General features: G+C 69.0%; 26 protein-coding genes. 20 read left to right on the top strand and 6 right to left on the bottom strand.

Annotated features, from left to right (window positions below; all coding sequences use genetic code 11):
• Positions 1–17 precede the first annotated feature (17 nt).
• The 16 genes from prfA to ACIPSA_RS07055 all read left to right on the top strand — a co-directional run bounded on the left by prfA (position 18) and on the right by ACIPSA_RS07055 (position 14,990).
• Positions 18–1,094, top strand: coding sequence for a peptide chain release factor 1 (gene prfA, locus ACIPSA_RS07130; protein WP_402629783.1), 1,077 nt, complete (start codon positions 18–20; stop codon positions 1,092–1,094).
• Positions 1,095–1,135: 41 nt separating this feature from the next.
• Positions 1,136–1,981 carry a peptide chain release factor N(5)-glutamine methyltransferase gene (prmC, locus tag ACIPSA_RS07125; RefSeq protein WP_402629780.1) on the top strand — a complete coding sequence of 282 codons (846 nt, stop codon included), beginning with the start codon at positions 1,136–1,138 and terminating at the stop codon, positions 1,979–1,981.
• Positions 1,982–2,033: 52 nt separating this feature from the next.
• Positions 2,034–2,681, top strand: a complete 648-nt coding sequence (locus ACIPSA_RS07120) for an L-threonylcarbamoyladenylate synthase (RefSeq protein WP_402629777.1) — start codon at positions 2,034–2,036, stop codon at positions 2,679–2,681.
• Complete coding sequence (locus ACIPSA_RS07115; protein WP_402629774.1) at positions 2,678–3,358, top strand: protein-tyrosine-phosphatase; 681 nt, start codon at positions 2,678–2,680, stop codon at positions 3,356–3,358. Before ACIPSA_RS07120 ends, ACIPSA_RS07115 begins: the two co-directional genes overlap by 4 nt.
• 226 nt (positions 3,359–3,584) lie before the next feature.
• A complete protein-coding gene (glyA, locus tag ACIPSA_RS07110; protein ID WP_402629772.1) occupies positions 3,585–4,823 on the top strand; it encodes a serine hydroxymethyltransferase in 1,239 nt (412 codons plus the stop codon).
• Between the two features lie 139 nt (positions 4,824–4,962).
• Entirely contained in the window at positions 4,963–6,321 is a 1,359-nt protein-coding gene (locus ACIPSA_RS07105) for an MraY family glycosyltransferase (RefSeq protein WP_402629769.1), read from the top strand.
• Positions 6,322–6,622: 301 nt separating this feature from the next.
• The gene (locus tag ACIPSA_RS07100) at positions 6,623–7,045 is read left to right on the top strand and encodes a TspO/MBR family protein (protein ID WP_402631654.1); all 423 of its coding nucleotides are present in this window, start codon (positions 6,623–6,625) and stop codon (positions 7,043–7,045) included.
• A 225-nt stretch (positions 7,046–7,270) separates the two neighbouring features.
• Positions 7,271–8,107, top strand: coding sequence for a F0F1 ATP synthase subunit A (gene atpB, locus ACIPSA_RS07095; RefSeq protein ID WP_402629767.1), 837 nt, complete (start codon positions 7,271–7,273; stop codon positions 8,105–8,107).
• Between the two features lie 77 nt (positions 8,108–8,184).
• Positions 8,185–8,415: an ATP synthase F0 subunit C gene (gene atpE, locus ACIPSA_RS07090; protein ID WP_055525659.1), complete on the top strand. Its 231-nt coding sequence runs from the start codon at positions 8,185–8,187 to the stop codon at positions 8,413–8,415.
• Between the two features lie 42 nt (positions 8,416–8,457).
• Positions 8,458–9,000 (top strand): F0F1 ATP synthase subunit B, encoded by a 543-nt coding sequence (locus tag ACIPSA_RS07085; protein ID WP_402629763.1) that lies wholly within the window; start codon positions 8,458–8,460, stop codon positions 8,998–9,000.
• A complete protein-coding gene (locus ACIPSA_RS07080; protein WP_402629760.1) occupies positions 8,997–9,812 on the top strand; it encodes a F0F1 ATP synthase subunit delta in 816 nt (271 codons plus the stop codon). The genes ACIPSA_RS07085 and ACIPSA_RS07080 overlap by 4 nt, the downstream gene beginning before the upstream one ends.
• Positions 9,813–9,947: 135 nt before the next feature.
• Positions 9,948–11,543 carry a F0F1 ATP synthase subunit alpha gene (atpA, locus tag ACIPSA_RS07075; RefSeq protein ID WP_402629758.1) on the top strand — a complete coding sequence of 532 codons (1,596 nt, stop codon included), beginning with the start codon at positions 9,948–9,950 and terminating at the stop codon, positions 11,541–11,543.
• A 21-nt stretch (positions 11,544–11,564) separates the two neighbouring features.
• Positions 11,565–12,479, top strand: coding sequence for a F0F1 ATP synthase subunit gamma (locus tag ACIPSA_RS07070; protein WP_402629755.1), 915 nt, complete (start codon positions 11,565–11,567; stop codon positions 12,477–12,479).
• A complete protein-coding gene (gene atpD / locus ACIPSA_RS07065; protein WP_402629752.1) occupies positions 12,479–13,915 on the top strand; it encodes a F0F1 ATP synthase subunit beta in 1,437 nt (478 codons plus the stop codon). The genes ACIPSA_RS07070 and atpD overlap by 1 nt, the downstream gene beginning before the upstream one ends.
• Before the next feature lie 110 nt (positions 13,916–14,025).
• Complete coding sequence (locus ACIPSA_RS07060; RefSeq protein ID WP_402629750.1) at positions 14,026–14,400, top strand: F0F1 ATP synthase subunit epsilon; 375 nt, start codon at positions 14,026–14,028, stop codon at positions 14,398–14,400.
• 143 nt (positions 14,401–14,543) lie between these two features.
• Positions 14,544–14,990, top strand: coding sequence for a DUF2550 domain-containing protein (locus ACIPSA_RS07055; RefSeq protein ID WP_402629747.1), 447 nt, complete (start codon positions 14,544–14,546; stop codon positions 14,988–14,990).
• A 67-nt stretch (positions 14,991–15,057) separates the two neighbouring features.
• On the opposite strand, the gene ACIPSA_RS07050 is transcribed toward ACIPSA_RS07055, so the two are convergent.
• From ACIPSA_RS07050 to ACIPSA_RS07040, 3 genes are all read right to left on the bottom strand, one after another.
• Entirely contained in the window at positions 15,058–16,878 is a 1,821-nt protein-coding gene (locus tag ACIPSA_RS07050; protein ID WP_402629745.1) for a glycosyl hydrolase family 18 protein, read from the bottom strand.
• A 124-nt stretch (positions 16,879–17,002) separates the two neighbouring features.
• Entirely contained in the window at positions 17,003–17,644 is a 642-nt protein-coding gene (locus tag ACIPSA_RS07045; protein ID WP_402629743.1) for a response regulator, read from the bottom strand.
• Complete coding sequence (locus ACIPSA_RS07040) at positions 17,641–18,813, bottom strand: sensor histidine kinase (RefSeq protein WP_402629740.1); 1,173 nt, start codon at positions 18,811–18,813, stop codon at positions 17,641–17,643. Before ACIPSA_RS07040 ends, ACIPSA_RS07045 begins: the two co-directional genes overlap by 4 nt.
• A gap of 152 nt (positions 18,814–18,965) precedes the next feature.
• Between ACIPSA_RS07040 and ACIPSA_RS07035 the strand changes: the two genes are divergently transcribed.
• Positions 18,966–19,511, top strand: a complete 546-nt coding sequence (locus ACIPSA_RS07035) for a hypothetical protein (protein WP_402629737.1) — start codon at positions 18,966–18,968, stop codon at positions 19,509–19,511.
• Between the two features lie 21 nt (positions 19,512–19,532).
• Here ACIPSA_RS07035 and ACIPSA_RS07030 read toward each other — a convergent pair whose 3' ends face one another.
• Genes ACIPSA_RS07030 through ACIPSA_RS07020 form a run of 3 tightly spaced genes read right to left on the bottom strand, consistent with a single transcriptional unit; the run spans position 19,533 to position 21,673 of the window.
• A complete protein-coding gene (locus ACIPSA_RS07030; RefSeq protein ID WP_402629734.1) occupies positions 19,533–20,105 on the bottom strand; it encodes a cob(I)yrinic acid a,c-diamide adenosyltransferase in 573 nt (190 codons plus the stop codon).
• Between the two features lie 13 nt (positions 20,106–20,118).
• Positions 20,119–20,868 (bottom strand): ABC transporter permease, encoded by a 750-nt coding sequence (locus ACIPSA_RS07025; protein ID WP_402629731.1) that lies wholly within the window; start codon positions 20,866–20,868, stop codon positions 20,119–20,121.
• Between the two features lie 19 nt (positions 20,869–20,887).
• Positions 20,888–21,673, bottom strand: coding sequence for an ATP-binding cassette domain-containing protein (locus tag ACIPSA_RS07020; protein ID WP_402629728.1), 786 nt, complete (start codon positions 21,671–21,673; stop codon positions 20,888–20,890).
• 92 nt (positions 21,674–21,765) lie between these two features.
• Between ACIPSA_RS07020 and ACIPSA_RS07015 the strand changes: the two genes are divergently transcribed.
• From ACIPSA_RS07015 to ACIPSA_RS07005, 3 genes are all read left to right on the top strand, one after another.
• Complete coding sequence (locus ACIPSA_RS07015) at positions 21,766–22,404, top strand: TetR/AcrR family transcriptional regulator (RefSeq protein ID WP_402629726.1); 639 nt, start codon at positions 21,766–21,768, stop codon at positions 22,402–22,404.
• Positions 22,405–22,531: 127 nt separating this feature from the next.
• The gene (locus tag ACIPSA_RS07010; protein WP_402629723.1) at positions 22,532–23,380 is read left to right on the top strand and encodes a 3-hydroxyacyl-CoA dehydrogenase family protein; all 849 of its coding nucleotides are present in this window, start codon (positions 22,532–22,534) and stop codon (positions 23,378–23,380) included.
• 177 nt (positions 23,381–23,557) lie between these two features.
• Complete coding sequence (locus tag ACIPSA_RS07005; RefSeq protein ID WP_402629720.1) at positions 23,558–23,881, top strand: STAS domain-containing protein; 324 nt, start codon at positions 23,558–23,560, stop codon at positions 23,879–23,881.
• Positions 23,882–24,095: the final 214 nt, after the last annotated feature.

Here is a 24,095-nt window from a genome sequence, read left to right as displayed (position 1 = left end):
GTATTCAGGAGCCCAAGATGTTCGAGGCCGTCGAGGAACTCGTCGGTGAGCACGCCGACCTGGAGACGAAGCTCGCCGACCCGTCGGTCCACGCCGACCAGGCCAACGCGCGCAAGCTGAACAAGCGCTACGCGGAGCTCACCCCGATCGTCGCCACGTACCGCTCCTGGAAGCAGGCCGGCGACGACATCGAGACCGCGCGCGAACTCGTCGCCGACGAACCGGAGTTCGCCGCGGAGGTCAAGGACCTCGAGAAGCAGCGCGAGGAACTGACCGAGAAGCTGCGCCTCCTGCTGGTCCCGCGCGACCCGAGTGACGACAAGGACGTCATTCTGGAGATCAAGGCGGGCGCCGGCGGCGACGAGTCCGCCCTGTTCGCCGGTGACCTGCTGCGCATGTACCTGCGCTACGCCGAGCGCGTCGGCTGGAAGACCGAGATCATCGACGCCACCGAGTCCGAGCTCGGCGGTTACAAGGACGTCCAGGTCGCCGTGAAGACCAAGGGCGGCCAGGGCGCCACCGAGCCCGGCCAGGGCGTGTGGGCCCGGCTGAAGTACGAGGGCGGTGTGCACCGCGTGCAGCGCGTGCCGGCCACCGAGTCCCAGGGCCGTATCCACACCTCGGCGGCCGGTGTCCTGGTGACCCCGGAGGCCGAGGAGGTGGACGTCGAGGTCAATCCGAACGACCTCCGCATCGACGTCTACCGGTCCTCCGGGCCCGGCGGGCAGTCCGTCAACACGACCGACTCCGCGGTGCGCATTACGCACATTCCCACCGGAGTCGTCGCCTCCTGCCAGAACGAGAAGAGCCAGCTGCAGAACAAGGAGCAGGCTCTGCGTATCCTGCGCTCCAGGCTGCTCGCAGCGGCGCAGGAGGAGGCGGAGCGTGAGGCCGCCGACGCCCGCCGCAGCCAGGTCCGCACCGTCGACCGCTCCGAGAAGATCCGTACGTACAACTTCCCGGAGAATCGCCTTTCGGACCACCGCGTCGGCTTCAAGGCGTACAACCTGGACCAGGTCCTGGACGGTGAACTCGACGCGGTGATCCAGGCCTGCGTCGACGCGGATTCGGCGGCGAAGCTGGCGGCCGCGTAAGGCGCACGTACGCACGACCCAGTACGACACGGAGGACTTGCGTGAACCTGCTGCTCGCAGAGGTGGCCCAGGCCACTCAGCGGCTGGCCGACGCCGGCGTGCCCTCGCCGCGCAACGACGCGGAGGAGCTCGCCGCGTTCGTGCACGGCGTGAAGCGGGGCGCGCTGCACTCCGTGAAGGACTCCGACTTCGACGCCCGCTACTGGGAAGTGATCGCCCGGCGTGAGCAGCGCGAGCCGCTCCAGCACATCACCGGGCGGGCCTACTTCCGCTATCTCGAACTCCAGGTGGGGCCGGGCGTCTTCGTGCCGCGCCCCGAGACCGAGTCGGTGGTCGGCTGGGCCATAGACGCCGTGCGCGCCATGGACGTGGTCGAGCCCTGCATCGTCGACCTGTGCACCGGCTCCGGTGCCATCGCGCTCGCCCTCGCCCAGGAGGTCCCGCGCTCGCGTGTGCACGCCGTGGAGCTGTCCGAGGAGGCACTCCAGTGGACCCGCAAGAACGTGGAGGGGTCCAGGGTCGACCTGCGGCAGGGCAACGCCCTGGACGCCTTCCCCGACCTCGACGGCCAGGTCGACCTGGTCATCTCCAATCCGCCGTACATCCCGCTCACCGAATGGGAGTACGTCGCCCCCGAAGCCCGCGACTACGACCCGGAGATGGCGTTGTTCTCCGGTGAGGACGGCCTCGACCTGATCCGCGGCCTGGAGCGCACCGCGCACCGGCTGCTGCGGCCCGGCGGCGTCGTCGTCATCGAGCACGCCGACACCCAGGGCGGTCAGGTGCCGTGGATCTTCACCGAGGAACGGGGCTGGGCCGACGCGGCCGACCACCCGGACCTCAACAAGCGCCCGCGCTTCGCGACCGCCCGCAGGGCGCTGCCGTGAGCACGCCCCAGACTTCCAGCCAGCAGTACGTGTACGAGGAGGCCCGCTAGACATGGCACGGCGATACGACACCAACGACGCGACCGACCGCGCGACGGGTCTGCGTGAGGCCGCGTCCGCCGTCCGCCGGGGCGAACTCGTGGTGCTGCCGACCGACACGCTGTACGGCATCGGCGCCGACGCGTTCTCCTCGGAGGCCGTCGCCGACCTCCTGGAGGCCAAGGGCCGGGGCCGCAACATGCCCACCCCCGTGCTGATCGGCTCCCCGAACACGCTCCACGGTCTTGTCACCGACTTCTCCGAGCTGGCCTGGGAGCTGGTCGACGCGTTCTGGCCGGGCGGCCTCACGCTCGTCGCCAAGCACCAGCCGTCCCTGCAGTGGGACCTGGGGGACACCCGTGGCACCGTCGCCGTGCGCATGCCGCTGCACCCGGTCGCCATCGAGCTGCTCACCGACGTCGGCCCGATGGCCGTGTCGTCCGCGAACCTCACCGGCCACCCGGCGCCGGAGGACTGCGACGCCGCCCAGCAGATGCTCGGCGACTCCGTCTCCGTCTACCTCGACGGCGGCCCGACCCCCGGCAACGTGCCGTCGTCGATCGTCGACGTCACGGGGGACGTGCCGCTGCTGCTGCGCGCGGGCGCGATCTCGGCGGAGGAGCTGCGGAAGGTCGTACCCGACCTTGAGGTGGCGAATTGACAGCCCCTGACGCGGGGCGTGGCATAGGCAACCGGGAACGTGCGGCGGAGATCACGACCACATTCGTCGGGCTTCCGCGCGACAGCTTCCGCATCCTCCACGTCAGCACCGGCAACGTGTGCCGCTCGCCGATCACCGAGCGGCTGACCCGCCACTTCGTGACGCAGCGGCTCGGCGTGCTGGGCCGCTCGCTGATCGTGGAGAGCGCGGGCACCTGGGGCCACGAGGGCGCGCCCATGGAGGCCAACGCGGAGACCGTGCTGGCCGAGTTCGGCGCGGACGCCTCCGGCTTCACCGGCCGGGAGCTGCTGGACGAGCACGTCATCATGGCCGACCTCGTCCTGACGGCCACCCGCGACCACCGCGCCCAGGTCATCTCCATGGGCCACTCGGCGGGCCTGCGCACGTTCACGCTGAAGGAGTTCACCCGCCTCGTCCGCGCGATAGACCCGGCGACCCTGCCGCCCCTGGAGGACGGCGTCGTCGCCCGTGCGCGCGCGCTGGTCCGGGCGGCGGCGGCGCTGCGCGGCTGGCTGCTGGCGCCCACGGCGGAGGCGGACGAGGTGTATGACCCGTACGGTGCGCCGTTGACGTTTTTTCGTTCGGTCGGGGACGAGATACATCAGGCGCTGGACCCGGTGGTCACGGCGTTGACGGGGGTCGCCGCGCGCACGTGATGCGGGCGGCACGAGCCGGCGGACGGAGTCCGCCGTGGCGGCCGGGAGGCCCGTCGGGGCCGAGGGGGCCCGTGCGGTGTGTCCCTGACGTTCTTCCGGGGGCCCGTCGTCCTGCGGAGCGGCTGCCCGCGGTGGTCGTCGCACCAGCGGCGGACAACACCGCGCACCCCACCCGCCCCGGGCCTACATTGGACCTACGTCACCGTCGACCGCCCGGGAGCCCGCCATGTCGGTCACCCATACCCTCGAGGCCGATGTCCTGCGGCGGCAGGACCCCGAGCTGGCCGAGATCCTGTTGGGGGAAGTCGACCGGCAGTCGACGACGCTGCAGCTGATCGCAGCCGAGAACTTCACCTCCCCGGCCGTGCTGGCCGCGCTGGGCTCGCCGCTCGCCAACAAGTACGCCGAGGGCTATCCCGGGGCCCGCTACCACGGTGGCTGCGAGATCGTCGACGTCGCCGAGCGCCTCGCGGTCGAGCGGGCCAGGGTGCTGTTCGGCGCCTCCCACGCCAACGTCCAGCCGCACTCCGGCTCGTCCGCCGTCCTCGCCGCGTACGCCGCCCTGCTCCGGCCCGGCGACACCGTCCTCGCCCTCGGACTGCCGTACGGCGGGCACCTCACCCACGGCTCGCCCGCGAACTTCTCCGGGCGCTGGTTCGACTTCGTCGGGTACGGGGTCGACGCGGAGACCGAGCTCATCGACCACGACCAGGTGCGCACGCTGGCCCGTACGCACCGGCCCAAGGCGATCGTGTGCGGCTCCATCGCCTACCCGCGCCACATCGACTACGCCTTCTTCCGGGACGTCGCCGACGAGGTGGGCGCCTATCTCATCGCCGACGCGGCGCACCCCATCGGGCTCGTCGCCGGGGGAGCGGCGCCCAACCCGGTGCCGTACGCCGACGTCGTGTGCGCGACCACGCACAAGGTGCTGCGCGGGCCGCGCGGCGGAATGATCCTGTGCGGCGCGGAGCTGGCGGAGCGCGTCGACCGGGCCGTGTTCCCGTTCACGCAGGGCGGCGCGCAGATGCACACCATCGCGGCCAAGGCCGTCGCGTTCGGGGAGGCGGCGACGCCGGCGTTCACCACGTACGCCCATCAGGTCGTCGCCAACGCGCGGGTCATGGCGTCCGAGCTGGCCGACGAGGGGCTCGCCGTCACCACGGGCGGCACGGACACCCATCTGATCACCGTCGACCCGGCACCGCTCGGCGTCGACGGACGCGCCGCACGCGGCCGGCTGGCCGCCGCGGGCATGGTGCTGGACTGCTGCGCCCTCCCGCACGGCGACGCCCGCGGGCTGCGCCTGGGCACGGCGGCGCTGACCACGCAGGGCATGGGCGAGCCGGAGATGGCGCGGATCGCCGTGCTGATGGCGGGGGTGCTGCGGAGTGAGATCGACCCCACGGGGGCGCGTGAGGAGGTGCGGGAGCTGGCCGGTAGATTTCCGCCGTATCCCGGGTGAGCGCGGGTAGTCGCACGGAAGTACACCCTTGTACACAGCCACACGTGCAACCATCGTCGCTACCCGGAAGTCCCCATTGATATGCGTACGTCGCTAGGGTGTGGGGCTGTGATGGCCAGCGAGACCTGTGGGGAAGCCCGTGCGTGAATACCTGCTGACGCTCTGCATCACGGCCGCGGTGACGTATCTGCTGACAGGGCCGGTACGGAAGTTCGCGATCGTGGCCGGAGCCATGCCGGAGATCCGGGCACGTGACGTGCACCGGGAACCCACTCCGCGTCTCGGCGGTATCGCGATGTTCTTCGGCCTGTGCGCGGGTCTGCTGGTCGCCGACCACCTCACCAACCTCAACGGGGTCTTCGCCAAGTCCAACGAGCCGCGGGCGCTGCTCTCGGGGGCGGCGCTGATCTGGCTGATCGGTGTCCTGGACGACAAGTTCGAGATCGACGCCCTGATCAAGCTGGGCGGTCAGATGATTGCCGCGGGCGTCATGGTCATGCAGGGTCTGACGATCCTGTGGCTGCCCATCCCGTTCGTCGGCAACGTGGCGCTGACCCAGTGGCAGGGCACGCTGCTGACGGTCGCGCTCGTCGTCATCACGATCAACGCGGTGAACTTCGTGGACGGCCTGGACGGCCTCGCGGCGGGCATGGTGTGCATCGCGGCGACCGCGTTCTTCCTGTACTCCTACCGGATCTGGTACTCGTACGGCATCGAGGCCGCCGCCCCGGCCACGCTGTTCGCGGCGATCCTGATGGGCATGTGCCTGGGCTTCCTGCCGCACAACATGCACCCTGCGCGGATCTTCATGGGCGACTCCGGCTCGATGCTGATCGGGCTGGTGCTGGCCGCGGGCGCGATCTCGATCACGGGTCAGGTCGACCCGGACGCGCTCGCGCTGTTCACCGGCTCCGAGAAGGCGGCCGTGCACCAGACGGTGCCCGTGTACATCCCGCTGCTGCTGCCGCTGACGATCATCGCGGTGCCGGCCGCGGACCTGGTGCTGGCCATCGTGCGCCGCACCTGGCGCGGTCAGTCGCCGTTCGCCGCGGACCGCGGACACCTGCACCACCGGCTCCTGGAGATCGGCCACTCGCACAGCCGGGCCGTGCTGATCATGTACTTCTGGTCGGCGCTGATCGGCTTCGGCGCGCTGGCGTACTCGGTGAACTCCGCGTCGATGTGGATCGTGCTCGGCGTCGTGTTCTTCAGTGCGATCGGCCTGATCCTGCTCCTGCTGCCGCGCTTCACCCCGCGTGCCCCGCGGTGGGCGGAGCACCTCGTGCCGCCGCGCTACCGCCGTCGCCGCGGGGCCGCCGAGCAGGCCTCTGCCGTGACGCCCGGCGCGGTGCCCACCGCGGCCTGCGAGCCTGCGTCGGCGGCCGACGAGGAACAGCACCCTCCGGTCCCCGCGGGCCTGACGGGAGTCAACGGCGCGACCGCGATCGGCCCCCGTTCGCGCTTCCTGGATGGGCGCAAAGCCGGAACGTCGCGCTGACGCCCAAGGTAAGAATCTGACTAGAGCATTGCCAACTCGTGGGGGAGCAAAGCTCCCTAATACCAGACAAGTCGGCACTGTTTTTGCACAGACGGGCACTGTCACTCTCATGTGTGACAGCCGGCACACCTACCAGGTAAAGACCTCATCAAATAGTTTGTGATACGGTTCACGAGAACCCCGGATGGAGCCGAAGGACCGTGAAGCACGGTCCATTGGCGTGAGATCTCAAGTACTCAGACCGGGACTACGCTCGTCCATGACGACACCCCTGCCCCCCTGCGAAAGCGGAGTTGCCGCCATGCCGTCCAATGACGTCCGGATCCTGGCCCAGGCCGCCGTGCCCACGGCTGCCGTCGGCGCGCTTGCCGCCGTCGTCAGCGGAGTGGTCGCGGGCGGCAAGGGGGCGATCGGGGCGGTCGTCGGGACGGTGATCGTGATCCTCTTCATGGGGATCGGTCTCTACGTTCTGCAGCGCACGGCCAAATCCATGCCGCAGCTCTTCCAGATGATGGGCCTGATGCTCTACGCGGCCCAGCTTCTGCTGCTGTTCATCTTCATGGCCTTGTTCAAGAACACGACGCTGTTCAACCCCCGGGCCTTCGCCATCGCGCTCGTGGTCGCCACACTCACGTGGATCGCCGCACAGACCCGCGCCCACATGAAGGCCAAGATCCTTTACGTCGAGCCCGACAAGTCCGAGAAGACCGGGCATTCGTCGTGAGGGGTAGGGCCGGGATAAAGGCGCACGACAGATGCTGCTATCGTCCGGTGCCAACTGCGGCATCGCGGGCGCGGGCATCCGAGCTGACGCCTGCTCAATCGCGAGGCGAGATGCCCCACAGCCGCCCCCACATCCGTAACACCAGTCCCGTGCCGAACCGCGGCCGCATGCCGCGCCGACACAACGAGGTTGCCGTACCTATGCGCCACGCTGAAGGAGCCCGCGGTGAGTGCTGACCCGACGCAGACGCTCGCCTTCGACTCGAGCTGCCACCTGTTCGGAAACGACGGGTGCGGTTTCGACACCGTCGCTCCGGGCCTGCACTCGTTCCTCTTCGAGCCGCTCTGGGGCAACGCGGACGGCAACGGCTTCTACTTCAACAAGCCGATGCTGCTGGCCCTGCTCGGCTCCATCATCGTGGTGGGCTTCTTCTGGGCCGCCTTCCGCAAGCCCCAGGTCGTCCCGAACAAGCTCCAGATGATCGCCGAGGCCGGCTACGACTTCGTACGCCGCGGCATCGTCTACGAGACGATCGGCAAGAAGGACGGCGAGAAGTACGTCCCGCTCGCGGTCTCGCTCTTCTTCTTCATCTGGATGATGAACCTCTGGTCCATCATCCCGCTCGCGCAGTTCCCGGTGACGTCGATCATCGCGTACCCGATCGTCCTGGCCGCGATCGTCTACGTCACCTGGGTCTCGCTGACCTTCAAGCGGCACGGTTTCGTCGGCGCCTTCAAGAACTTCACCGGCTACGACAAGACGCTGGGCCCGGTGCTCCCGCTGTCCATGACGATCGAGCTCGCCTCGAACCTGCTGGTGCGCCCGTTCACCCACGCCGTGCGACTCTTCGCGAACATGTTCGCCGGTCACACCCTGCTGGTGCTCTTCACGGTCGCCAGCTGGTACATGCTCAACGGCATCGGCATCGCGTACTCGGGTGTCTCGTTCGTGATGGTCATCGTCATGACGGCGTTCGAGCTCTTCATCCAGGCCGTTCAGGCGTACGTGTTCGTCCTCCTGACCTGCACCTTCATCCAGGGCGCGCTCGCCGAGCACCACTGAGCCCCGCCCCTCACCTCACCCACCAGACCACCGGTGGCCAACCCCCACCGGTCACTGAAAGAGAAGGAAGAACCGGCATGTCCGCTCTCCAGACCCTCGCCGCGGTCTCAGGCAACCTCGGCTCCATCGGTTACGGCCTCGCCGCGATCGGCCCGGGTGTCGGCGTCGGCATCATCTTCGGTAACGGCACGCAGGCCCTCGCCCGCCAGCCCGAGGCTGCCGGCCTGATCCGTGCCAACCAGATCCTCGGCTTCGCGTTCTGTGAGGCGCTGGCCCTCATCGGCCTCGTCATGCCGTTCGTCTACTAAGACGAACGACAGCGACAGCCCCATTCGACGAAAGGCACTGATGTGAACCCCCTGGTTCAGCTGGCGGCCGAGAAGGAGAACCCTCTCGTTCCGCCGTGGCCGGAGCTCGTCATCGGCCTGATCGCCTTCGTCATCGTCTTCGGCTTCCTCGCCAAGAAGCTCCTCCCGACCATCAACAAGGTCCTGGACGAGCGTCGCGAGGCCATCGAGGGCGGTATCGAGAAGGCCGAGGCCGCGCAGACCGAGGCCCACAGCGTCCTCGAGCAGTACAAGGCCCAGCTCGCCGAGGCCCGGCACGAGGCCGCGCGCCTGCGCCAGGAGGCTCAGGAGCAGGGTGCCGCGCTCATCGCCGAGATGCGCGCCGAGGGTCAGCGGCAGCGTGAGGAGATCGTGGCCACCGGCCACTCCCAGATCGAGGCCGACCGCAAGACCGCTTCCACCGCACTGCGTCAGGACGTCGGCAAGCTCGCCACCGAACTGGCCGGCAAGCTCGTCGGTGAGTCCCTCGAGGACCACGCCCGCCAGAGCCGTGTGATCGACCGCTTCCTCGACGAGCTCGAGGAGAAGGCCGAGGCCACGCGATGAACGGAGCGAGCCGCGAGGCACTGGCAGCCGCACGTGAGCGTCTCGACGCGCTGACGGACACCACGTCCGTGGACGCGACGCGGCTTGCCGGCGAGCTGGCGGCCGTCACCGCGCTGCTCGACCGCGAGGTGTCGCTGCGTCGGGTCCTCACCGACCCGGCGCAGGCCGGCGAGGCCAAGGCCGAGCTGGTCCGCCGCCTGATCGGCGGCCAGGTCAGCGGCGAGACCGCCGACCTGGTGTCCGGCATGGTCCGTTCCCGCTGGTCGCAGCCCCGCGACCTGGTGGACGCGCTGGAGGAGCTGGCGAACATCGCCGACCTCACGGCGGCGGAGAAGGCGAACACGCTCGACGACGTCGAGGACGAGCTGTTCCGGTTCGGCCGGATCATCTCCTCGAACACCGAGCTGCGCGCCGCACTGACCGACCGCAAGGCCGGCACCGCGGCCAAGATCGAGCTGCTGCACCGGCTGCTCGGCGGCCGTGCCAAGCCGACCACCGAGCGTCTGGTGACGCGCCTTGTGACCGCGCCGCGGGGACGTAGCCTGGAAGCGGGACTGGAGTCCCTGTCCAAGCTCGCCGCCGAGCGCCGGGACCGCATGGTCGCCGTCGTCACGTCGGCGGTGCCGCTGAGCGACCCGCAGAAGCAGCGCCTGGGCGCCGCCCTCGCGAAGCTCTACGGCCGCAAGATGCACCTCAACCTCGACGTGGACCCCGAGGTCCTCGGCGGGATCCGGGTGCAGGTCGGTGACGAGGTCATCAACGGTTCCATCGCGGACCGCCTTGAGGACGTCGCCCGCCGCATGGCGAGCTAGCAGCAACGCGGTAATCAAAAGCAGTACGTAATTACGGCCCTGGTTGGGCCGTGCAGAGGATTCACCTCTTTCAGGGGGGAGTCCCCATCCCCCCAAGTGAAACTTCGGGCCCAACAAGGAGAGCAGGGAACCCAGATGGCGGAGCTCACGATCCGGCCGGAGGAGATCCGGGACGCGCTGGAGAACTTCGTCCAGTCGTACAAGCCGGACGCGGCCTCGCGCGAGGAAGTCGGTACGGTCACCCTTGCCGGCGACGGCATCGCGAAGGTCGAGGGCCTGCCCTCGGCCATGGCCAACGAACTGCTGAAGTTCGAGGACGGCACCCTCGGCCTCGCGCTGAACCTGGAAGAGCGCGAGATCGGCGCCATCGTCCTCGGTGAGTTCAGCGGCATCGAGGAGGGGCAGCCGGTGCAGCGCACCGGTGAGGTCCTCTCCGTCGCGGTGGGCGAGGGCTACCTCGGCCGCGTCGTCGACCCGCTCGGCAACCCGATCGACGGCCTCGGCGAGATCGAGACCGACGGCCGCCGCGCCCTTGAGCTGCAGGCCCCCACGGTCATGCAGCGCAAGTCGGTGCACGAGCCGATGGAGACGGGCTACAAGGCCGTCGACGCGATGACCCCGATCGGCCGCGGTCAGCGTCAGCTGATCATCGGTGACCGCCAGACCGGCAAGACCGCCCTGGCCGTCGACACGATCATCAACCAGCGTGACAACTGGCGCACCGGCGACCCGAACAAGCAGGTCCGCTGCATCTACGTCGCCATCGGCCAGAAGGGCTCCACCATCGCGTCGGTCCGCCGCGCGCTGGAGGAGAACGGCGCGCTGGAGTACACGACGATCGTCGCCGCCCCGGCGTCCGACCCGGCCGGCTTCAAGTACCTCGCCCCGTACACCGGCTCGGCCATCGGCCAGCACTGGATGTACCAGGGCAAGCACGTCCTGATCATCTTCGACGACCTGTCGAAGCAGGCCGACGCCTACCGCGCCGTGTCGCTGCTGCTGCGCCGCCCGCCGGGCCGTGAGGCCTACCCGGGTGACGTCTTCTACCTGCACTCCCGTCTGCTGGAGCGCTGCGCGAAGCTCTCCGACGACATGGGCAAGGGCTCGATGACCGGTCTGCCGATCGTCGAGACCAAGGCCAACGACGTCTCGGCGTTCATCCCGACCAACGTCATCTCCATCACCGACGGCCAGTGCTTCCTGGAGTCGGACCTGTTCAACGCCGGTCAGCGCCCCGCGCTGAACGTCGGTATCTCCGTCTCCCGAGTCGGTGGTTCCGCGCAGCACAAGGCGATGAAGCAGGTCTCCGGCCGTCTCCGCGTCGACCTGGCCCAGTTCCGCGAGCTGGAGGCGTTCGCCGCCTTCGGTTCCGACCTGGACTCCGCCTCGAAGTCGCAGCTGGAGCGCGGTCAGCGCATGGTCGAGCTGCTGAAGCAGGCCCAGTACCAGCCGATGTCCACCGAGGACCAGGTCGTCTCCGTCTGGGCCGGCACCACCGGCAAGATGGACGAGGTTCCGGTCGCCGACATCCGCCGCTTCGAGAAGGAGCTCCTGGAGTACCTGCACCGCAAGGAGCAGGGCCTCATGACCTCCATCCGCGAGGGCGGCAAGATGTCCGACGACACGCTGACGGCCGTGGCCGACGCGATCGTGGACTTCAAGAAGCAGTTCGAGACCTCCGACGGCAAGCTGCTCGGCGAGGAAGCTCCGGCTGTCTCCGTGTCCAAGTGACGTAAGGAAGGGACCTGACTCATGGGAGCCCAGCTCCGGGTCTACAAGCGTCGCATCCGATCCGTCACCGCGACCAAGAAGATCACCAAGGCGATGGAGATGATCGCCGCCTCGCGCGTCGTCAAGGCGCAGCGCAAGGTGAAGGCCTCCACGCCGTACGCGACCGAGCTCACCCGCGCGGTCACGGCGGTCGGTACCGGTTCGAACACCAAGCACCCGCTCACCACGGAGGCGGAGAACCCGGCCCGCGCCGCGGTCCTGCTTCTCACGAGCGACCGCGGTCTGGCCGGCGCCTTCAACTCCAACGCCATCAAGGCGGCGGAGCAGCTGACCGAGCGCCTGGAGCGCGAGGGCAAGCAGGTCGACACGTACATCGTCGGCCGCCGCGGTCTCGCCCACTACAACTTCCGTGAGCGCAAGGTCACGGAGTCGTGGACGGGCTTCACCGACGAGCCCTCGTACGCGGACGCCAAGAAGGTCGCGGCGCCCCTGATCGAGGCCATCGAGAAGGAGACCGCGGACGGCGGCGTGGATGAACTCCACATCGTCTTCACCGAGTTCGTGTCGATGATGACGCAGACGGCGCTCGACGCCCGACTGCTGCCGCTGCGCCTCGAAGAGGTGGCGGAGGAGAAGCCCCAGGGCGAGCTCCTTCCGCTGTACGACTTCGAGCCGTCGACGGAGGATGTCCTCGACGCCCTGCTGCCGCGCTACGTGGAAAGCCGTATCTACAACGCGCTGCTCCAGTCGGCCGCTTCGAAGCACGCCGCCACGCGGCGCGCGATGAAGTCGGCCACCGACAACGCGGGCGAGCTGATCAACACGCTCTCCCGTCTTGCCAATGCGGCCCGCCAGGCCGAAATCACCCAGGAAATCAGCGAGATCGTCGGTGGCGCGAGCGCCTTGGCCGACGCGACCGCGGGGAGTGACCGCTAATGACCACCACTGTTGAGACCGCGGCGGCTACGGGCCGCGTCGCCCGGGTCATCGGCCCGGTCGTCGACGTGGAGTTCCCCGTCGACGCGATGCCGGAGATCTACAACGCCCTGCACGTCGAGGTCGCCGACCCGGCGAACGAGGGCGAGAAGAAGACGCTGACCCTGGAGGTCGCCCAGCACCTGGGTGACGGCCTGGTCCGCACCATCTCCATGCAGCCCACCGACGGTCTGGTCCGCCAGGCCACGGTGACGGACACCGGCTCCGCCATCTCCGTCCCGGTCGGCGACTTCACCAAGGGCAAGGTGTTCAACACCCTCGGTGAGGTGCTGAACGTCGACGAGACCTACGACGGCGAGCGCTGGCCGATCCACCGCAAGGCCCCGAACTTCGACGAGCTCGAGTCCAAGACCGAGATGTTCGAGACGGGCGTCAAGGTCATCGACCTGCTCACGCCGTACGTCAAGGGCGGCAAGATCGGCCTGTTCGGCGGCGCCGGCGTCGGCAAGACGGTGCTCATCCAGGAGATGATCTACCGTGTCGCCAACAACCACGACGGTGTCTCCGTGTTCGCCGGTGTCGGTGAGCGCACCCGTGAGGGCAACGACCTGATCGAGGAGATGTCGGACTCCGGCGTCATCGACAAGACCGCACTGGTCTTCGGTCAGATGGACGAGCCCCCGGGCACCCGTCTGCGCGTCGCGCTGGCCGGCCTCACCATGGCCGAGTACTTCCGTGACGTCCAGAAGCAGGACGTGCTGTTCTTCATCGACAACATCTTCCGCTTCACGCAGGCCGGCTCCGAGGTCTCCACGCTGCTCGGCCGTATGCCGTCCGCGGTGGGTTACCAGCCGAACCTGGCCGACGAGATGGGTCTCCTCCAGGAGCGCATCACCTCGACCCGCGGTCACTCGATCACCTCGATGCAGGCGATCTACGTCCCCGCCGACGACCTGACCGACCCGGCCCCGGCCACCACCTTCGCCCACCTCGACGCGACGACGGTTCTCTCCCGTCCGATCTCCGAGAAGGGCATCTACCCGGCCGTGGACCCGCTGGACTCCACGTCCCGGATCCTGGACCCGCGCTACATCACGGCGGACCACTACAACGCCGCCATGCGCGTCAAGACGGTCCTCCAGAAGTACAAGGACCTCCAGGACATCATCGCGATCCTCGGTATCGACGAGCTCGGCGAGGAGGACAAGCTCGTCGTCCACCGTGCCCGTCGCGTGGAGCGCTTCCTGTCCCAGAACACCCACGTCGCCAAGCAGTTCACCGGCGTCGACGGGTCGGACGTCCCGCTGGACGAGTCGATCGCGGCCTTCAACGCGATCATCGACGGCGAGTACGACCACTTCCCGGAGCAGGCGTTCTTCATGTGCGGTGGCATTGAGGACCTCAAGGCCAACGCCAAGGAGCTCGGCGTCTCCTGAGCCTCGCGCTCGTGTGAGGGGGCGGGCGCGTCCCGCCCCCTCATTCACGCCCATTAGAATTGACCCCAACACCCGGCACTACCGCCGGGTGGTGACCCGAGGAGCCACCCTTGGCTGCTGAGCTGCACGTCGAGCTGGTCGCCGCCGACCGCCAGGTCTGGTCCGGCGAGGCCACCCTGGTCGTCGCGCGCACCACGTCCGGCGACATCGGCGTCATGCCCGGTCACCAGCCGCTGCTCGGTGTGCTGGAGTCGGGCCCGGTGACCATCCGATCGAGTGATGGTGGAACGGTCGTCGCCGCGGTGCACGGCGGTTTCATCTCGTTTGCGGACGACAAGCTGTCGCTGCTGGCCGAGATCGCCGAGCTGTCGGACGAGATCGATGTCCAGCGCGCGGAGCGAGCGCTCGAGCGCGCGCAGTCGGAGGCCGACGCCTTCGCCGAGCGTCGCGCGGACGTCCGACTGCGTGCGGCGGCGGCGCGCTGAGCCAGCGCGCTGCGTGATGACGTAACTCAGCCGCGGCTGGTACCGGAGCAATCCGGCACCAGCCGCGGCTGAGGCAGATGTGGGTGTTTTTTCAGTTTCATTACCTAGTTCCATCACCTGGGAAGACGAGGAGGTCGGTGCCGATGGTCCTCGCTCTGACTGTGTGCGGAGTCTTGGTCGCGCTAGTGGTGGTGGGACTCTTCCTGTTCGGCCTGAGGCGCAGACTCATCCAGCGTTCCGGCGGCACCTTCGACTGCAGCCTGCGCTGGGACGTACCGGAGAAACCCGACGCCGGCGGCAAGGGCTGGAGCTACGGCGTCGCCCGCTACAACGGTGACCGCATCGAGTGGTACCGCGTCTTCTCCTACGCCTTCCGCCCGCGCCGCGTCCTGGAACGCTCGCAGATCGAGGTGGCCGGCCGCCGGCTCCCCGAGGGCGAGGAGGAAATGGCGCTGCTCTCCGACGCGGTCGTCCTGGCCTGTACCCACCGGGGCACGCGTCTCGAACTCGCCATGAGCGAGGACGCGCTGACCGGTTTCCTCGCGTGGCTGGAAGCAGCCCCGCCCGGACAGAGAGTGAATGTGGCGTAGCCACATTCACTCTCCCCCAGCCGAAGCCGAGGGGGAGCGAATGTGGCTCTGAGCGGGAACCGCTCGCTTACAGGTTGTTGTTGATGGCGCTCACCAGCTCACCGTTACTGGTGTCACCGCTGAACTCCCAGAAGAACGCGCCGCCCAGGCCCTGATTCTTGGCCCATGCCATCTTGCTTGCGATGGTGGCGGGGGTGTCGTAGGACCACCAGTTGCTGCCGCAGTGCGCGTACGCCGTGCCGGCGATCGTGCCGGTGGCCGGGCAGGACGTCTTGAGGACCTTGTAGTCCTCGATGCCCTGCTCGTAGGTGCCCGCCGCCGGGCCCGTGGCCGTGCCGCCCGGGGCGTCCTGGGTGACGCCGGTCCAGCCGCGGCCGTAGAAGCCGATGCCGATGAGCAGCTTGCTCGCGGGCACGCCCTTCGCCTTGAACTTGGCCATCGCGTCGGCCGTGGTGAAGCCGGCGGTCGGGATGCCGCTGTACGAGGTGAGCGGGGAGTGCGGGGCCGTCGGGCCCTGCGCCGCCCAGGCGCCGAAGAAGTCGTACGTCATCACGTTGTACCAGTCGACGTACTGCGCCGCGCCCGCGTAGTCGGCCGCGTCGATCTTGCCGCCGGAGGAGCCGTCGGCCGTGGTGGCCGCGGTGACCAGGTTGCTGGAGCCGAACTTCGCGCGCAGCGCGGACATCAGGTTCTTGAAGGCCGCCGCCCCGCTGGTGTCACATGACAGCCCGCAGGCGTTCGGGTACTCCCAGTCGATGTCGATGCCGTCGAAGACATCGGCCCAGCGCGGGTCCTCGACCAGGTTGTAGCAGGACTGCGCGAAGGCGGTCGGGTTGGCCGCCGCCTGGGCGAAGCCGCCGGACCAGGTCCAGCCGCCGAAGGACCACAGCACCTTGATGTTCGGGTACTTGGCCTTCAGCTCGCGCAACTGGTTGAAGTTGCCGCGCAGCGGCTGGTCCCAGGTGTCGGCGACGCCGCTGACCGACTGGTCGGCGGTGAAGGCCTTGTCGTAGTCGGCGTAGGAGTCGCCGATCGCGCACTGGCCGTTGGTGACGTTGCCGAAGGCGTAGTTGATGTGCGTGATCTTGGCGGCCGAGCCGGACGTCACCAGGTTCTTGACGTTGTAGTTGCGGCCGTAGATGCCCCACTCGGTGAAGTAGCCGAGCTTGACCTTGTTGCCGGTGGGCGGGGGATTGGTGCCGCCGCCGGTCGTGTGCACCGCGACCGCGCCGCTGACCGGGCCTGTCTGGTCGGCGGTGTCGCGGGCCTGGACGGTGTAGGAGTAGTCGGTGCCGGCGGTCAGGCCGGTGTCGGTGTACGACGTGGTCGTCACCGTGGCGACCTTCGTCCCGTCGCGCAGCACGTCGTAGTTCTTGATGCCCTTGTCGTCGGTCGCCGCCGACCAGGAGAGCTTCACCGAGGTGTCGGTGATGTTCGACGCGGTCGGCGTGCCCGGCGCGGAGGGCGCCGCGTCGCCGGGCACGGTGGTGCCGTCACAACTGTCGCCGTTCAGCTTGCAGTTGGAGGGCGAGCCGGAGCCGGCGCCGTTGAAGCCGAAGGAGACGGAGGCGCCCGGGGCTATGGAGCCGTTGTAGGACTTGTTCTTGGCGGTCCAGTGGGTGCCGGAGGAGGTGACGTCGGCGTCCCACGCCGAGGTGACCGAGGTGCCGGAGGGGAAGTCCCACTCGATCGTCCACGAGCTGATCGCGGTGGTACCGGTGTTCTTGACGGTCCACTTGCCTTCGAAGCCGGTGCCCCAGTCCTGGGTCTTGGCATAGGTGGCTGTCGCGGTCGTCGCGGCCTGGGCGGGGCTCGCGAGGCCGACCAGTCCTGCCAGCGGGAGCAACAGGGACGCGAACCCTGCCGCGGCTCTGTGTCTGAAGCGCATGCTGCGCCTCCCTCTTTATCGGGGGTGTCACGGGCATGACTGAGCCTTCACGCCCACGGTGCCGCGAGAATAGAAAGGTCTGGACCACGGGTCAATAGGTCTGGACCACTTGCCTGCTGGGCGGCTAGATCCCCAACTCCTGTGCCAGTACGGCCGCTTGCACGCGGCTGCGCAGCTCCAGCTTCCCCAGCAACCGGCTGACGTGCGTCTTCACGGTCCCCTCCGCCATGTCGAGCCGCTCCGCGACCCCCGCGTTGGACAGCCCTTCCCCGAGGCAGGACAGCACCTCGCGCTCACGAGGGGTCAGCGACTCCAGGACCGCAGGATCGGCACTCGACTCCCGGATCGGCCGCGCGGCGAACTCGGCGATCAGCCGCCGGGTGACGGCCGGGGCGACGATGCCCTCCCCGCGCGCGACCGTACGGATCGCCTCCAGCAGGTCCTTCGCCTCCGTGTTCTTCAGCAGGAACCCGGCAGCACCGGCCCGCAGCGCCCCGAAGACATACTCGTCGAGGTCGAAGGTGGTGAGCACGAGGACATCCGCGAGCCCCTCCTTGACAACCTTCCGGGTCGCCGACACCCCGTCCAGGCGCGGCATCTGAACGTCCATCAGCACCAGGTCCGGCCGCAGCTCGCGGGCCAGCGCCACCGCCCGCTCGCCGTCCGCCGCCTCGCCGGCCACCTCGATGTCGGGCGCGCTGTTCAGGATGAGCACCAGCCCGGCGCGTACGGCGGACTGGTCCTCGGCGACCAGGACGCGGATCATTCGGGGTCTCCTTCGGTCACGGGGAGGGTGGCACGTACGGCCCAGAGCCCGTCCTCGGGGCCGGCGTCGAACCGGCCGCCGAGCAGGGTCGCCCGCTCCCGCATCCCGATCAGCCCGGTGCCGGAGCCGGGGGCGCGGGGGGCGTCCCGATGGCCGTAGGGGCTGGTCACACGGAGGTCGAGCGTGCCGTCCCGCTGGGCCAGGCGGACGGTGACACGGCCCGGGCAGGCGTGCTTGAGCGCGTTGGTCAGGGCCTCCTGGACGATGCGGTACGCGGCCAGCTCGACCGGGGCGGGCACCCGGCCGTGGTCGGTGTCCAGGGTGACGTCGAGACCGTTGGCACGGGCGCCGTCGACCAGAGTGGTGAGGCCGTCGAGGGTGGGGGTGGCGGACGGCTCGTGTCCGCCGCCGCGGTCCCGCAGGATCCCGATCAGCCGCCGCATCTCGGCGAGCCCCTCGACGCTGTTCTCCCGGATGACGGCGAGGGCCTCCCTGCTGGTTCCGGGGTCGTCGATGGACAGTGCGGCCGTGGAGTGGATGGCGATCGCGGACAGATGGTTGGCGACCATGTCGTGCAACTCGCGGGCCACCCGCGCCCGCTCGGCGGTCACCGCCTGGACGCGGTCCATCTCGGCGAGCAGCGCGGTCTGTTCGGCACGCAGCCGGGCGGCCTCGGCCGCGTCACGGTGGTCGCGCACGACCGAGCCGGTGGCGGCCGGGGCGAACGCCACCACGCCGACGCCGACACCGATCAGCAGGCCCCCCGGGTCACGCCAGAGCGCGGCCGGCACCACCCCGCCGATCACCGTGAGCAGCCCGGTGATCCAGGGGATGCGGCGGGCGGCGGCCGGGGTGCCGTACAGGACGGCCGCGTACATGAGGTCGGTGAACAGGACGACGGTGACCACGCTGCCCTGCGTCACCGTGTCCACGGTCAGCATGGCGGTGCCGACCAGCATGGCGAACCTCGGCCGGGTGCGGCGCAGCAGCTCGCAGGCGGCTGTCACGGCCAGCGGCAACAGCACGGCCCACCGCTGCGGCCACAGCACGAGGCTGTCCGTGACCTCGCGGGGGCTGAGCCCCAGCCCCCACATCAGCAGACCTCCGAGGAAGCCGCCCACGGCGATGCGTATGTCGTCGCGGTGCGGGCGCGGAAGCGTCAGGGCCATGCCCCCATCCAACACGGCGCGGACATGGCCCGCGTGCCCCTCCGGAACGGTCCCGAACTGCATCTTTCGATGTACTGGGAGTTCGTCACCGCCGACGACGCGGCCCGCGCGGACCGACGGGAGCCTGGAAGGGTGACCGAGAGGAGCGAGACGTGATCGTCGGGTTGATCGTGGCCTGTGAGGTGGCCTTCTGGGTGCTGCTGGCGGCCGGACTGGCCTTCCGCTATCTGCTGAAGATGCCGCGCACCGGGCTGGCCCTGCTGCTGTGCGAGCCGCTGCTGGAGCTCGTGCTGTTCGCCGTCACGGCGATCGACCTCAAGAACGGCGCCGAGCCCGACTGGCGGCACGGCCTCGCGGCCGTCTACATCGGCTTCACGGTGGGCCTCGGGCACTCCACCATCAAGTGGGCCGACGCCCGTGTCGCGCACCGGTTTGCCGGGGGCCCGCCGCCGGTGAGGCCGCCGAAGTACGGCACGGCCCGCGCCGTTCACGAGTGGAAGGTCGCGGGCCGCTGGATCCTGGCGTCCGTGGTGGCCATCGCCCTGCTTCAGGCCGCGGTCTGGTACGTCGGCGACGAGGGCGGGACCGGTTCGCTGCGGGCGTGGCAGCTGAGGATGGTGTGGGTGATCGGCATCAACGTGATCATCGCCGCGAGCTACACCCTGTTTCCCCGGCGGGAGCCGGCCAAGCTCCCTTAGGGCCTGTCCGGTGGACAGGCCCTAGCGCTCCCCGCCCGGCACCCACAGCACGTCCCCGACCTCCTTGTTGGCGGTGCGGGCCAGAATGAAGAGTAGGTCCGAGAGCCGGTTGAGGTAGGTCGCCGTCAGGGGGTTCATGATCTCGCCGTGGACCTCCAGGGCCGCCCACGTCGAGCGCTCGGCACGGCGTACGACCGTGCAGGCCTGGTGGAGCAGGGCCGCGCCGGGGGTGCCGCCGGGGAGGATGAAGGAGCGCAGCTTCTCCAGCTCCTCGTTGAAGCGGTCGCAGTCCGCCTCCAGCTTGTCGATGTAGAACTGCTCGACCCTGAGCGGCGGGAACTCCGGGTTCTCCACCACCGGCGTCGACAGGTCCGCACCCACGTCGAACAGGTCGTTCTGCACCCGGGTGAGGACCTTGACGATCTCCTCCGCCAGGCCGCCCAGCGCGATCGCCGTACCGATCACCGCGTTCGCCTCGTTGGCGTCGGCGTAGGCCGAGATCCGCAGATCGGTCTTGGCGACCCGGCTCATGTCGCCGAGGGCGGTGCTGCCCTTGTCGCCGGTCCTGGTGTAGATGCGCGTCAGATTGACCATGTGGCCAGCGTAGTTACCCTCCGGCCGTTCGGAAGACGCGTGTGCCCACCGTCACGGCCAGTGTCGCGAACGCGACGGCGACGAGGACGCCGTAGAGCATGTGGTCCGTCGTGTAGGAGCCGACGTACGCGTCCCGCACCGCGTCCACGAGATAGCGGAACGGGACGAAGTGGGAGAGGACGTCCAGCCAGCCGGGGGCCAGGGTCATCGGCAGCATCAGACCCGACAGGAGCATCGACGGCATGGTCAGCGCGTTGACCAGCGGGCCGAACTCCTGCGGGGTGCTCACCTTCATCGCCATCGCGTAGGACAGCGAGCCGAGGGAGACGGTGAGCAGGGCGACGAACGCGAAACCGATGAGGATGCCGGGCAGCGGCGCGCGCAGTCCCATCGCCACCGCGGCCAGCACCAGCAGCACCGCCTGGAAGACGAAGACCGTGGCCTCGCGCAGCACCCTGCCGAGCAGCAGGGCGAGCCGGCTGACCGGAGTGACGAGCATGCGCTCCACCACCCCCTGGCCCTTCTCGATGATGATCGCGAACCCTGCGAAGGCGGCCCCGAACAAGCCGAGTTGGAGCAGCAGCCCGGGGACGAGAACCTGCCAGGAGCTGCCCCGCGCGCCCAGCGGGAGACCGGTGAGCAGCGGGCCGAAGAACAAGAGGTACAGCAGCGGCATCAGGACGCCGAAGAGCAGCGCGAAACGGGAGCGCAGGGACTGGCGCAGATAGCGGCCGTAGATGAGTGCGGTGTCGTGAAGGAGCATCGGTTCCGTCCTCGGTGTCCTATACGGCTACGGGGGCGGCGTCGTCCGCGGCCGGCCCGCGGCCGGTGATGGCGAGAAACGTGTCCTGGAGCGAGGCGTCGATCGAGCCGCCGTGCTCCAGCTTCAGCGCGCTCGGTGTGCCCTCGGCCACGACCACGCCCCGGTCGACGACGACCAGGCGGTCGGAGAGGGCGTCGGCCTCGTCCAGATAGTGGGTGGTGAGGAAGACCGTCGTGCGGTGCTCGTCGCGCAGTCGGCGGATCAGGGCCCACAGGTCCGCGCGGCTGCCGGGATCGAGACCGGTCGTGGGCTCGTCGAGGAACAGGACTTTCGGGCGGTGTGTGAGTGCCATCGCGATGTCCAGGCGTCGTCGCTGACCGCCCGAGAGCGCGGATGTCCTGCGGTCGAGCAGGCCGGTGAGGTCCAGGTCGCGGGCCAGCTCCGTGGCGCGCTCGACGGCCCGAATCTTTGTCAGGCGGTACAGGCGGCCCTGGGTGACCAGTTCCTCCCGCACGCCGATCTGCCCGTCGACGCCACCGGACTGGGCGACGTAGCCGCATGCGCGGCGCACCCCGGCCGGGTCGGTGGCCAGGTCGTGGCCGGCGACGGTCGCTGCCCCGCCGGTGGGCTTCAGCAGGGTGGTGAGCATCCGCAGGGTGGTCGTCTTGCCGGCGCCGTTCGGGCCGAGGAAACCGAGGATCTCGCCCTCGCGGACGGTGAGGTCGATGCCGCGCACGGCCTCCACGGGGCCGCGTTTCGTCTGGAAGGTGCGGGCCAGTCCGGCCGCGCTGATGACTGCTGTCATGTCGCCAGAAAAACAGAGTCCCTGAAATTTTGCAATGACACCAAGTTTTCACTCTGCCCAGTGAAGCGGTTCGGCGAGGCTAGGATTCGGACATGGCAGAAGGACTCCGGGAGCGGAAGAAGCGGCAGACCAGGCAGTACATCTCGGATGTCGCCACGGGCCTGTTCGTCGAGCGCGGGTTCGACGCGGTGACGGTGGCGGAGATCGCCGATGCGGCCAATGTCTCCGTCAACACGGTCTACAACTACTTCCCGGCCAAGGAGGACCTCTTCTTCGACCGCTCCTCCGGCATCACCGACCGGCTGGCCCGCTGGGTGCGCGGCCGCGCCGGCGGCGAGTCGGCCGCCGTGGCGGTGCTGCGCGAGCTGCGCGAGGAGGTCGAGGCGGTCTCGCCCCGGGTCGGGCTGATCCCGGGCTACGCCCGCTTCATGCGGGTGATCGAGGAGGCGCCCGCGCTGCGCTCCCGGCTGTGGGCGATCCAGCAGGAGATCCAGGCCAATCTGGAGGCGGTTCTGCGCGAGGAGGCCGGTGCGGCGGAGGACGATCCGCTCCCCGCTCTGATGGCGGGTCAGATCAACTGGGCGCACGCGGCCGTCATGTCCGCCATCGCCTGCGAGATGATCAAAGATCGCGATCCGCGTGAAGTGTCCCGAGAGATACTGGTCCTCCTTGAGGACATAGAGGATCTGTTGAGTGAAAAGGTGCTCAACTACGCCGTCCGAGGCTTGTAATGACCCCTCCCGGTGTGATGTCCGTCAGCTGAGACGTGACGCGCATTACTTACCGGTCACACGGCCCCTCACGAGCGCTATCGTCCGCGAAAGAGGCATACGTAAACAGCGTGTAAGGGGAGTCGGAGTGGCACGGAAGCTTGCCGTCATCGGGGCCGGTCTCATGGGTTCCGGCATCGCCCAGGTCTCCGCTCAGGCGGGCTGGGACGTCGTCCTGCGTGACGTCACCGACGAGGCGCTCAAGCGTGGCACCGACGGCATCAAAGCGTCGTACGACAAGTTCGTCAGCAAGGGCAGGCTGGAGGCGCACGACGCCGACGCCGCCCTCGGCCGCATCACCGCGACCACCGACCTCGACGCCGCCGCCGACGCCGACATCGTCGTCGAGGCCGTCTTCGAGAAGCTGGAGGTCAAGCACGAGATCTTCCGCGCGCTCGACAAGATCGTGCGCCCGGAGGCCGTGCTCGCCTCCAACACCTCCGCCATCCCGATCACCAAGATTGCGGCGGCCACCGAGCACCCCGAGCGGGTCGTAGGTGTGCACTTCTTCTCACCGGTACCGATGATGCAGCTCGTCGAACTCGTCCGCGGCTACAAGACCAGCGACGAAACCCTCGCCACCGCACGGGAGTTCGCCGAGTCCGTCGGCAAGACCTGCATCGTCGTCAACCGGGACGTGGCCGGCTTCGTCACCACCCGGCTCATCTCGGCGCTCGTCGTCGAGGCGACCAAGCTGTACGAGTCGGGCGTCGCGACGGCGGAGGACATCGACCTCGCCTGCAAGCTGGGCTTCGGTCACGCCATGGGCCCGCTCGCCACTGCGGACCTCACCGGGGTCGACATCCTGCTGCACGCCACCAGCAACATCTACACCGAGTCGCAGGACGAGAAGTTCGCGCCGCCGGAGCTGATGCGCCGGATGGTTGACGCCGGTGACATCGGACGCAAGAGCGGGCAGGGCTTCTACAAGTACTGAAGCTCGCGTACGTACCGCCACTGAAGCCGCACAGGCCCCAGGGGTATCACCCCTGGGGGTGAATTCGGTATCGGTTCGCTTACAGGCGGCAACCTCGTCGCCGCTGGAGCAGTCAGACGTTGCGACGCACCGTCTTGGAGTACCTGGAGCACGAAGCCGCACTCACGGGGAGCGCATATGTACATCAGGGGCGACCACGCCGGGCTGGTCGTCGGGGGCCGCCTCGACGTCCGCAGCGCGGCGGACGCCCGTACGGTCCTGCACTCGGCCGTCGACGGCGGAGTCGGCGACCTGGTGCTCGACCTGTCCGAGCTGGACTCCTGGGACGCCACCGGACTCGGCGTGATCATGGGTGCCCACCGGCGGGCCGGCCGCTGCGGCCGCCGCCTGGTGCTGCGCGGCGTACCGCCGCAGATGCAGCGCCTGTTGGTGGCCACCCGGCTGCACCGGATCCTGGCCATCGAGGGGGGCATCGGGGTGGAGTCGCTGCCTCGCGTGTGACCCCTCGAACGGGTGTGCTTCGGGGTGCCGGCGAGACCCGGGCGGACGTCGGCGAACCGCACGTCACACGCAATCATCACGAGACTGTGACGTCTCGGACGGCGCGGTACCCCGCCCTGTCGGAGATACTGTGCAAAGGTTTAAGGTTCGGTCGCCCGCTGCCAAGCAACCCTCGAGCGGGCCCGGACCAGAAGCGACAGCGCGGTGTGCAGCA

The organism is Streptomyces sp. NPDC086549, from assembly GCF_044746205.1.
Taxonomy (GTDB): Bacteria; Actinomycetota; Actinomycetes; order Streptomycetales; family Streptomycetaceae; genus Streptomyces.
Note: the sequence above shows the minus strand (reverse complement) of the source record. Positions and strands in the feature narration are given on the sequence as shown.